At 32.7% G+C, this 10,557-nt stretch carries 9 protein-coding genes; all 9 read right to left on the bottom strand.

The window, feature by feature from the left end:
• Positions 1–3: 3 nt before the first annotated feature.
• The 9 genes from ruvA to ruvB all read right to left on the bottom strand — a co-directional run bounded on the left by ruvA (position 4) and on the right by ruvB (position 10,551).
• Complete coding sequence (ruvA, locus tag FG167_RS07555) at positions 4–585, bottom strand: Holliday junction branch migration protein RuvA (RefSeq protein ID WP_055443763.1); 582 nt, start codon at positions 583–585, stop codon at positions 4–6.
• 101 nt (positions 586–686) lie between these two features.
• Complete coding sequence (locus tag FG167_RS07550) at positions 687–2,993, bottom strand: NADP-dependent malic enzyme (RefSeq protein ID WP_203460806.1); 2,307 nt, start codon at positions 2,991–2,993, stop codon at positions 687–689.
• Positions 2,994–3,190: 197 nt separating this feature from the next.
• A complete protein-coding gene (locus FG167_RS07545) occupies positions 3,191–4,096 on the bottom strand; it encodes a hypothetical protein (RefSeq protein WP_203460805.1) in 906 nt (301 codons plus the stop codon).
• Positions 4,097–4,269: 173 nt separating this feature from the next.
• Positions 4,270–5,433: a hypothetical protein gene (locus tag FG167_RS07540; RefSeq protein WP_203460804.1), complete on the bottom strand. Its 1,164-nt coding sequence runs from the start codon at positions 5,431–5,433 to the stop codon at positions 4,270–4,272.
• Between the two features lies 1 nt (position 5,434).
• A complete protein-coding gene (locus FG167_RS07535) occupies positions 5,435–5,875 on the bottom strand; it encodes a hypothetical protein (protein ID WP_203460803.1) in 441 nt (146 codons plus the stop codon).
• Between the two features lie 246 nt (positions 5,876–6,121).
• Positions 6,122–6,841: a hypothetical protein gene (locus tag FG167_RS07530; protein WP_203460802.1), complete on the bottom strand. Its 720-nt coding sequence runs from the start codon at positions 6,839–6,841 to the stop codon at positions 6,122–6,124.
• 329 nt (positions 6,842–7,170) lie between these two features.
• Entirely contained in the window at positions 7,171–8,097 is a 927-nt protein-coding gene (queG, locus tag FG167_RS07525) for a tRNA epoxyqueuosine(34) reductase QueG (RefSeq protein WP_203460801.1), read from the bottom strand.
• Positions 8,097–9,425 carry a cytochrome P450 gene (locus FG167_RS07520; protein WP_203460800.1) on the bottom strand — a complete coding sequence of 443 codons (1,329 nt, stop codon included), beginning with the start codon at positions 9,423–9,425 and terminating at the stop codon, positions 8,097–8,099. The genes queG and FG167_RS07520 overlap by 1 nt, the downstream gene beginning before the upstream one ends.
• Before the next feature lie 103 nt (positions 9,426–9,528).
• Complete coding sequence (ruvB, locus tag FG167_RS07515; protein ID WP_203460799.1) at positions 9,529–10,551, bottom strand: Holliday junction branch migration DNA helicase RuvB; 1,023 nt, start codon at positions 10,549–10,551, stop codon at positions 9,529–9,531.
• Positions 10,552–10,557 lie beyond the last annotated feature (6 nt).

Below are 10,557 nucleotides of genomic sequence, written 5' to 3'. Positions count from 1 at the left end.
TTATTATAAATTTTTTAAAGCTTGTTTTATAATTACTTCTACGGTAGCATCTGGCTGGATAGCAATAACTTTATCCACCACACGCTCTGCCTGCTTTTTATTAAAACCAAGAACTTCTAAAGCAGATAACGCTTCATCTTTACTTGTATTGTTTTGAGATACTGAAACTTCATCAATATCATAAATCTTTAAAACCTTGTCTTTTAAATCTAATATAACACGTTGTGCTGTTTTTGCTCCAATTCCTTTTATAGATTGAATTAAAGCTACATCTCCAATTGCTATTCCTTCTCTAACCTGTTTTGGCGTTAATGAAGAAAGCATAGTACGTGCAATACTTGCACCAATACCACTTACAGATATTAGCAATTTAAACATTTCTCTTTCTGCTAATGAAGAAAACCCAAATAAAGTATGCGAATCTTCTTTCACTTGAAGATGCGTATACAATTTTAGGTTTTCTTGATCTGGTATTTGAGAATATGTATGTAAAGAAATATTAAGCATATAACCTACTCCATTGCAGTCTATAACAACATCTGTTGGATTTTTCTCTACTAATTTTCCTTGTATGTGTGTAATCATGTAAAAGTTCGCATTAAACTCTCAAATGTAATAAAATTATTGTGCAATACCATTGTGATATGTTAAATCACAATAAAATGTTAATTTAATCGGTAAAATACTTACATGTTACTTAACTTTTTCTTCTGTTTTAATTTCCATTTTTCTTTTTCTTGTGCATCAATAACAGCAATTGCAGTCATGTTTACAATTTCGTCTACACTTGCACCAAGCTGAAGAATATGAACAGGCTTGCGCATTCCCATCATTATTGGCCCAATAGAATCTGCTTTATTAAGCACTTTTAATAATTTGTACGTAATATTTGCTGCATCTAGATTAGGAAAAATCAACGTATTTACTTTTTTTCCAGCTAATTTAGAAAAAGGAAAAACTTCTTTAATTTTTTCACTATTTAAAGCAAAATCGGTTTGCAATTCACCATCTACTGCCATTTCTGGGTATGCTTTATGAAGTATAGTAACTGCATCTCTTACTTTGGAAGCTTTCTCATTTGTGGAAGAACCAAAGTTAGAATAACTAGTCATTGCCATCACAGGATCCATACCAAACATTTTTACTGTTCTAGCAGTCATTTGCGCAATAATCGCTAGATCTTTTGCTGTTGGATCAATATTAATTGCGGTATCACTTAAAAATAAAGGTCCGCGTTTGGTCATCATTAAATTGGTAGTAGCAACACGCGTTGTTCCGTGTGCCATCCCAATAAGTTCTAACATTGGTTTTACTACCGAAGGATAACTTCTAGAATAACCAGAAATAAGTGCATCTGCATCGCCTTCATTCACCATCATGGCTGCAAAATAGTTACGCTCACGCATAATTTTTTGCGAAGAATACAATGTAATTCCTCTACGTTTACGTTGTTGCCAATAGGCATCTGCATATCTGTTTTTACGTTCTAATTCTTCGTCCGATTTAGGATCGATAATTAACACATCTGCATCAAACTCTATTTCTTCTTTTAGTCTTTCAATTTCATCTCTTCTTCCTAAAAGAATTGGATGTGCAATCCCTTCTTCATATACAATTTGTGCCGCTTTTAAAACATCTAATTGATCTGCTTCAGCAAATACTACACGCTTTGGGTTTGTTTTGGCTCTATTTAATAAAAGCCTAACTATTTTATTATCACTACCAAGACGATCTAATAATTCGTCTTCATATTTTTGCCAATCTTCTATTGGTTCTTTTGCTACACCACTTTCCATAGCTGCTTTTGCTACAGCTGGAGGAACCGTTGTTATTAAACGAGGATCAAAAGGTTTTGGGATAATATACTCTTTACTAAATGTTAATCTAGTTTCGCCGTAAGCAATATTTACTTGTTCAGGAACGGCTTCTTTTGCTAATTCTGCTAGCGCTTTAACTGCTGCCATTTTCATAGCTTCGTTAATTGCAGTAGCTCGAACATCTAAAGCACCTCTAAAAATAAATGGAAATCCTAGTACATTATTCACTTGATTAGGATGGTCACTTCTACCTGTTGCCATAATAATATCATCTCTAGTATCTACTGCTAGTTGATAGCTTATTTCTGGATCTGGATTAGCCATTGCAAAAACTATTGGGTTTTTGGCCATGACTTTTAACATGCTTGGTGTTACCACATCTGCCCTTGACAAACCAATAAACACATCTGCATCTTCCATTGCTTGGTCTAAGGTGTCAATTTTTCTATGGGTTGCAAATTCTGCTTTTTGTGAGGTTAGATTATCTCTATCATCACGAATCACACCTTTACTATCTACCATGACAATATTTTCGCGTTTTGCACCAAAGGCTTGATACAATCGCGTACATGAAATTGCCGCGGCTCCAGCACCACTAACCACTATTCTAGCATTTTCAATCTTTTTTTCTGAAAGTTCTAATGCATTTAATAATGCTGCCGCGGAAATGATTGCTGTACCATGTTGGTCGTCATGCATTACCGGAATATCTAACTCTTCTTTTAAGCGTCTTTCAATTTCGAAAGCTTCGGGAGCTTTGATATCTTCTAGATTAATTCCTCCAAAAGTTGGCGCTATATTTTTAACAGTAGCTATAAATTCTTCAACATTTTCGGTGTCTACTTCAATATCAAAAACATCTATTCCTGCAAATATTTTAAACAGAAGTCCTTTTCCTTCCATCACTGGTTTGGATGCTTCCGGACCAATATTACCTAATCCTAAAACTGCTGTTCCGTTAGATATTACCGCTACAAGATTACCTTTTGCGGTATACTTATAAGCGTTTTCTTTATCTTTTTCTATTTCTAAACAAGGCTCTGCTACACCTGGCGAATACGCTAAAGACAAGTCTCTTTGTGTTGTATATTTTTTTGTAGGTACTACTTCTATCTTTCCTGGAGTTGGCTTTGCGTGATATACTAAAGCTTCTCTTCTTTTGCTTTGTTTACTCATAATTACTATCGTTTTATGGAACTAGCAAATATAAACTATTAGTAGAACAGAGCATAGAAAAAAGCAAACAGAAATAGTATAATAACGGATGTAATAAACCCCTTCATATGGAAGCAAATAAAACCTGTTAAAAACAAAAAGCCTTAGTAATCACAGGAGGATTACTAAGGCTTTTATTATACTATTCGTTATTAAAACTAATTCTTTAACACTTTTGCTCCTTCTGGTTTAGAAAAGAAATTCTCTTCTACAGTTGGAGAAAAACTAAGATCACTAACACTTATTTTAGTGATATATTCCCCTAGTCCATCTTTATCATTAGTTGACCAATAGGTTTTAAACCCGGTTGCAAAAACAATTCCGTCTACAGTAGTCGTTCCTTGTGTAACCGTAATTTTTTCTGGTGCGTGCCCTCCATTTGGAAAGTACTTTGGATAAGAAACAATATATTTAAAGGCGTCTACCAAATTCGTCTTTGTATTTATATACAGAATATAATAATCATCTGGAGCAGAACCTACACCTGCATCATAAGTCGCTTTTATTACCTTTTGCATAGTTCCTTGAAATTCCTGTTCTGGTAATAATTCTAGATTCACACCTTCACCATCCAAGACAAATGGATGCCCTGAAAAATACAATGGTGTTAAAGCCCAAAATTTAGTATCATAGGCAAACGATGTGCTATCTTTTGCTTTTATCCAAGCTTCTTGACCATCCCAACCAAAAATAGATGTTGTGTCTGTAATACTATTATGTCTTGCCTTATTACTCCAAGTGTCTATCGTTTGATAAGAATCTCTAATTCCTTTACCATCTACTGGTTCATAATTAAAACGCATAGAAAAATAACCATTCCCATACCATTTATCTAATCCTCCATGTGCTTCCATAGCACTCCATAACACTTTACCTGCTTCTGTAGCATTTAGTCTTTTATTTGCTTTTGCAACTCTTTCTTGCACCCAAGAATCTGGAATATTATATTCAGCTTCCGTTATTTTCACTTCCGTACTAGTAGCTGTTTCTTTTTTTGTAGTTTCTTTACATGCTACAAGATTTAGTACTAAAAACAAACCTAAAAGGTTATGTGCTATTTTCATTTTTTATTTTCTTTTTTTAATTAATCGATAGTAGTCGAGAAAATTCTTCAGACATTTCAAAATTAACTAATTTTATTTTGATGTCGTATGTTACTCTTATCTACAACCTAATGTTTCTATCGTTACATACCTAATATTTGATTCCGTAGTTTTTCCTATGTGAAATAAAGAAACTAATCGTATTCATTAATTCCGTAGAGGACTTGTTTCATTTTACTTCCATTAATTTCAACAGGTTTGTAAGCCGTATTAAACTTATCAATACTGATTTTAATATTTTCTTTTAAGGTTTTATACTCTGCAGGTATTTTTGAAGCACATTGCTTTTCATTTTCATAACTATTAAGCATAATACCAAACTTTTCATAGAATTTTGCACCTTGATTTATATGCGAATTATATTGGGTAATAAATTGCAATAACCTATCTATAGGAAACTCTAGATTTATTTGCATTTTATGCGCTTTATAGCGTTGTGCCTCGTCACTGATCACTTTATTTAATTCTTCTAAAAACCCATTAAGATTTTCTCTAACAGCGTCCCAATCGTCTGCATTTCTGCATTCCTTTAAAGGTGTTTTATACTGAATAGGTTTTGTAAAATCTACAAATAACTGTTCTAACTCTATAATAATATTATCATTACTCTTTTGCAAAAAAGCAGTTTCAAAATAGATGGTATTTAAATCATTATGCATACGCAACGTAAAATCTAAAATACATTCGACATCTTTTAAATCTGTTTCTTTTTCTATCTGACTAGAACTAGAATTTGTAAATAAGGATACTATGGAATGCACGACAGAAGTATATATATTATCTCCTAAAATGCTAGATAAGTTAAATCCTGTTTTTTTATCTTGCTTACTACTAATTACGTCTTTCATCTTAGCAAACTCTGGATAGTTGTTAGGATTGCTCAAATTATTAATTTCATTAAAAGTAGCCACGGTTGCAAAATGATGATCTAAACTCAAGGTTTTTTCATATAGTATTTTAATAATCTGCAAGCCTTTTAAATAGCGTATTTTACTAATATCACTGGCTTCGGATAAAGCGCTTAAATTTAATTCTTCCTTTAATTTGTCTTTTTTTACAAGAAGTGCAACTTGCTTGGTTGTATTATTTGTTGTTGCGAGTTTTGTGTTTATAACGATAAGTCTTTGCTGTAAACTAGTGTTTTTCAAATCATAATGTGAAGTTACAGCTTTTGTTTCTTGTTCTAATTCGTTTAAAACAATAGCTATATCATTTTCTGGTTTTACATGTGCAAAACCAGAATAGGATATAAAGAACAAGAGTATAATTGCTATTAAATGTTTTACAAATTGTACCATATTATTCTAGTCTTAAAGTTATAGTAAACGTCTCTTTTGTAATTACTACTGGATAATTCCCCTTTGCTATTTTGGTTAGATGGTTTGCTGTTTTCAAACCTGTTTTGGTTTCTGCTTCTAGCGTTAAATCCTCCTCCATTATAAAGGTTAATTCATTTACTTTAGAGGTTGCGGTTAGGTGCTGCCCAACAATTTTATATTCTTCCTCTTTTGTAATTTTAGTTCTATCTATAATTAAAGTTATGGTGTTCTCTTTATTATAGGTTATTTGTGTGTTTGCTTGAGCTTTGTTTGTGCTACTTATATAACACAAACCATTACTACCATTACACCTTTTCCCTTCCCAACTTGTATTTACAAAAATAGTTTGTCTTACTGTTTTCTCTTGAGAAAAGGCAATAGTGGTTAGGCACAGCATTGCTATGTGTATTATTTTTTTCATTTGAAAATCTATAGAAAAGAAGAGAAGCATGCTTCTCTTCTTTATATTGAACTACTTTTTCAATTTCTTATTTAAGTAAAAAATCAAAACACCTGCTAGTGTGCCACAAATTAAGCTAGAAATAATTGCTTTTTTTTCTAAAAGTTCAAAGCAAATATTCATGAATAGCATTAAAAAAATAAAAGATAATACAGAAACTGATAGTTTTTGATAATTGTTCATAAGAAATATTTTAATAAGTTAAATTTAAGATTGGTTTATATATGCATTAACAGAACAAATTACTGCTGTACCAACAGCTCCACCTGGACCAGCCCATAATCCAGCAAACGAACCTACAAAATCACATGCTGCTATTTTCCAATAATCATCTGGATCAACTTTATAATTGCTATTTACTGCACCAAATCCTTTGTGGGTTGTAATCGCATCCATTTGTTTAGAAGACCACAATTCTAATGACCCTTTAAATAAAGATATTGATCGTTTTAAATTTTTTGATTCAACTTCATTCAACTTTGAATACGTGTTTTTATCAGTTAATATTTTATCTAAAACACTAACAATTTCAGCTTTTTTAAGCCCTTCAGTTTTATTTAAAATACTCCTCATTGAACCAAACATGTTTGCAGAAATATTCTTTTCACATTCATTAAGTAATAAATATGGACTAGATAGAGTTTTAGAGTCTAAGTTTTTGACAATTTGTGCGGAATATTTTTTTGCAACATACTCATTTATTATTTGTTGATTTTTTGAAAATGAATTTTTACCAGAGACTCCTGAATATTCCATTATATCTAAACACATCTCATTGTGTTGTCTAGAAATATCATCAGGAATAGTTGAATTCCCTGGATCTAAAATAATCGGTCCCGTTTTTTTATTCTGCGCATTAACATTAAATGAAACCAACATCACCATAGTCAAAGTAATAACCGACACTACATTTTTAAAATTTTTCATATTTATATATTTTAAATAAGATCACCTACTCTATACGTTTTTCGGTATGCACGGCTTTTTAAAGTGTGTAAGCTTTACACTCTTCAAAACAAACTTGCTTTTATCTTATTTAATTTTTTTGTATCTTTATAGAAGATAAACACTGTTTATTTTGGTTTTAGCGAACCTATGAGAGCCTTTACCTAGTAGAGGCTTTCTCTTTTTTAGTTATTTCCTTTCTGTTTCGTATTCTACTTTTATGATTAACAATAACTAAATATAGAAAATTTTCTATACAAAACAAAATGTTTTTGTTCTAAAACATTAATTATTAGACGATAAGATGAATTTTATTCTTTAAGGAATTGAATATTTCGCGTTAACCCAGAGAACTTGGTACGCTTTACTGCAGATTTTTGAAACACTTTACTAAAGGTTTCTTGCGTAATTTCTTCCCAGTCTTTTTTTGTCATTGCTAACAATTCTGGATGCGGATTAAAAAGTGGCTCCTTATGCGGTTTTGAGAATTTATTCCACGGACAAACATCTTGGCAAACATCACAACCAAACATCCAATCGTCAAAAGCACCTTTCATGCTGTTTGGTAGTTGCTCTTTTAACTCGATAGTAAAGTAGGAAATACATTTACTGCCATCTACTACATACGGTTCTGTAATGGCTTGTGTAGGACAAGCATCAATGCAAGCAGTACATGTCCCGCAATGGTCTGTGGTAATGGAATCGTATTCTAAGTCTAAATCTACAATAAGTTCGGCTATAAAATAAAAGGATCCTGTTTGTTGCGTGAGTAGGTTGCTGTGTTTGCCTATCCACCCTAAACCAGATTTTGCAGCCCACGCTTTGTCTAAAACTGGAGCAGAATCCACAAAGGCACGTCCCGAAACTTCCCCAATTTCCTCTTGAATGTATTGTAAAAGATGTTTGAGTTTATCTTTTATTACGAAATGATAATCGGTACCATATGCGTATTTCGACAGTTTATAACTGTCTTGATTTTGTACTTCTGAAGGATAGTAATTTAGTAATAACGAAATCACAGATTTAGAATCGCCCACCAATTTTGTAGGGTCCAACCGTTTATCAAAATGATTTTCCATGTATTGCATTTCGCCATGCATGTTTTGATTTAACCAATTTTCCAATCTTGGTGCTTCGGTTTCTAAAAATGTAGCTTTACTAATACCACAAGACAAAAAATCGAGGCGTTTGGCTTCGTCTTTTATCATTTTTGTGTATTTCGCTTTATTATCTATCATTATGCTCTTATCTCAAACTTTAGAAACGCATTTTTGGGTTTTAATGTGATTAATGGCGTAATTTCTATTGCTTCAAATTGGGCTTGAATTTTAAAACTCTTCACTAGTTCTTTAACTGCCAAAATCATTTCAAACATAGCAAAGTTATTTCCTATACATTTTCTTGGTCCAGCTCCAAATGGAAAATACTGGGAGGAGAATTTCCTGCTTCCTTCCCCAAATCGCTCTGGCATAAACTGTTCTGGTTGCTCCCATAAATCAGGATGGCGATGTATTTCGTAAACAGAAAATAATAAATTAGAACCTGCTTCTAAATCTAAACCGTTAAAACTATCAGATTGCACATTTACACGATCTATAAAATAAGCTGGAGGATACAATCGCATGCCCTCTTCTATTACTTGTTGCGTTACTTTTGAAGACATAATCTGCGTCATTAAATCATCGGTTTCTGCATCCACTTTAACTATTTCTTCATGAATTTTTTCTTGCCATTCTGGATGTTTTGCTAACAATTGAAATATAAAGGTTAGCGCATTAGATGTGGTTTCATGTCCTGCTGTAAAAAGAATTAGAATTTCATCAATGAGTTGCTCCTCTTCCATGGCTTGACCATCTTCATATCTAGCATCTAAAAGCATATCTAATAAATCGTTATGTTTTTCAGCGGAAGCTTTGCGTTCATTAACAATACGGCGTAATATATTTCGTGCTTCTTGTGTTAAATCCAATTCATGCTTTAATTTCCCGCTTAACTGAAACCACCATCCTAAATAAGGTTGTCGCAATTCTTTAACCAACATTTTTTGTCCAGATTCTGTGATATGTTGTAATCTGTTAATCTCTTCCTGATTTACGGCACTACTAAATAGCGATTTAACCACCGTTTGAAATGCTAAATCATTGCATATAGGAAAAATATCTATAGTTTGGTGCAGTGTAATTTTTCCGTATTCGGAAAGAATAGCATCACGAATACTATCTAATAGATTATTTAATTGGTTTTTATGAAAAGCTGGCTGAATCAGTTTACGTTGTTTTCGCCAATGCTCTCCTTCCGAAGTTAGCAAACCCTTACCAACATACTTTACTAAATCTTCTGTTTGAATTTTTGACTTAATATAATTCTTTTGGTTTTTCTGAAGTGCATATTCTGCCAATGCTGCATCTCGACTAAAAACAACTTTAGATTTAAAACCTATTTTTAAACAAAAAACATCTCCTAATTTTTCAAAATATTTATGATGAAAAGGAAGTGGGTTTTTAAGGATTTCTAAGGAATGCTTAACGAAACTAAAAAGAGAAACTTCTGGTATTTTATTATTCATTTATATATTATATAAATATTTTATACTCCTCTAAGTTACGCATTTACTAAATCCTTTTAGGATTCATAGTTGGATAATAAAATACTTTTCAATCGGTTATAAATTAAAACAAACCGCCTTGCGTAGGACCTTTAACTCTTCCTAAATGTTTATAAGCAAGTTCTGTTACTTCTCTTCCACGAGGTGTTCGCATAATAAATCCTTGTTGAATAAGAAAAGGCTCATAAACTTCTTCAATAGTTTCGGAGTTTTCACTTACCGCTGTTGCCAATGTGGTGATACCTACTGGTCCTCCTTTAAACTTATCGATTAAAGTGGTTAGAATTTTATTATCCATTTCATCCAAACCATGTGCATCTACATGCAGTGCTTCTAATGCATACCGGGCAATTTTAATATCTATGCTACCGTTTCCTTTTATTTGCGCAAAATCACGAACGCGACGCAGTAATGCATTGGCTATTCTAGGTGTTCCTCTACTTCGTCCTGCAATTTCTATAGCAGATTCCATAGAAATGGGTACATCTAATATTTCGGCACTACGTTGTACTATGGTAGTTAGTAATTCGGTTTTATAATATTGGAGTCTACTTTGAATTCCAAAACGCGCACGCATTGGTGCTGTTAATAATCCAGAACGAGTGGTTGCTCCTATTAGTGTAAATGGATTTAAATTGATTTGAACCGTTCTTGCGTTGGGTCCGGTTTCAATCATAATATCTATTTTGTAGTCTTCCATTGCAGAATATAAATACTCTTCCACAATTGGACTTAATCGATGTATTTCATCTATAAATAGCACATCTCTTTCTTCAAGATTGGTAAGTAATCCTGCGAGGTCTCCTGGTTTATCTAAAACAGGCCCTGAAGTAATTTTAATTCCGACTTCTAACTCATTTGCAAGAATATGTGCCAAGGTTGTTTTACCTAAACCTGGAGGACCATGAAAAAGCGTATGATCTAAAGCTTCCCCTCTACCATTTGCTGCTTGCACAAAGATTTGAAGATTTTCTAATACTTGATCTTGACCAGTAAAATCGTCAAAAGATAGTGGTCTTAACTGTTTTTCGACATCAAATTCTTCAGGTGAAAAATTCTCGTCGGTTGGATTTAGGTTTTCGTTCATGTTTAC

This window comes from Lacinutrix sp. WUR7, from assembly GCF_016864015.1.
GTDB lineage: Bacteria > Bacteroidota > Bacteroidia > Flavobacteriales > Flavobacteriaceae > Oceanihabitans.
The sequence above is the reverse complement of the archived record's forward strand: the minus strand, read 5'-3'. Positions and strand labels throughout refer to the sequence as shown.

What these genes read in the sequence shown, in the direction of transcription:
- ruvA (WP_055443763.1), bottom strand. Translation starts at nt 585, where the DNA reads ATGATTACACACATACAAGGAAAATTAGTAGAGAAAAATCCAACAGAT.
- FG167_RS07550 (WP_203460806.1), bottom strand. Translation starts at nt 2,993, where the DNA reads ATGAGTAAACAAAGCAAAAGAAGAGAAGCTTTAGTATATCACGCAAAG.
- FG167_RS07545 (WP_203460805.1), bottom strand. Translation starts at nt 4,096, where the DNA reads ATGAAAATAGCACATAACCTTTTAGGTTTGTTTTTAGTACTAAATCTT.
- FG167_RS07540 (WP_203460804.1), bottom strand. Translation starts at nt 5,433, where the DNA reads ATGGTACAATTTGTAAAACATTTAATAGCAATTATACTCTTGTTCTTT.
- FG167_RS07535 (WP_203460803.1), bottom strand. Translation starts at nt 5,875, where the DNA reads ATGAAAAAAATAATACACATAGCAATGCTGTGCCTAACCACTATTGCC.
- FG167_RS07530 (WP_203460802.1), bottom strand. Translation starts at nt 6,841, where the DNA reads ATGAAAAATTTTAAAAATGTAGTGTCGGTTATTACTTTGACTATGGTG.
- queG (WP_203460801.1), bottom strand. Translation starts at nt 8,097, where the DNA reads ATGATAGATAATAAAGCGAAATACACAAAAATGATAAAAGACGAAGCC.
- FG167_RS07520 (WP_203460800.1), bottom strand. Translation starts at nt 9,425, where the DNA reads ATGAATAATAAAATACCAGAAGTTTCTCTTTTTAGTTTCGTTAAGCAT.
- ruvB (WP_203460799.1), bottom strand. Translation starts at nt 10,551, where the DNA reads ATGAACGAAAACCTAAATCCAACCGACGAGAATTTTTCACCTGAAGAA.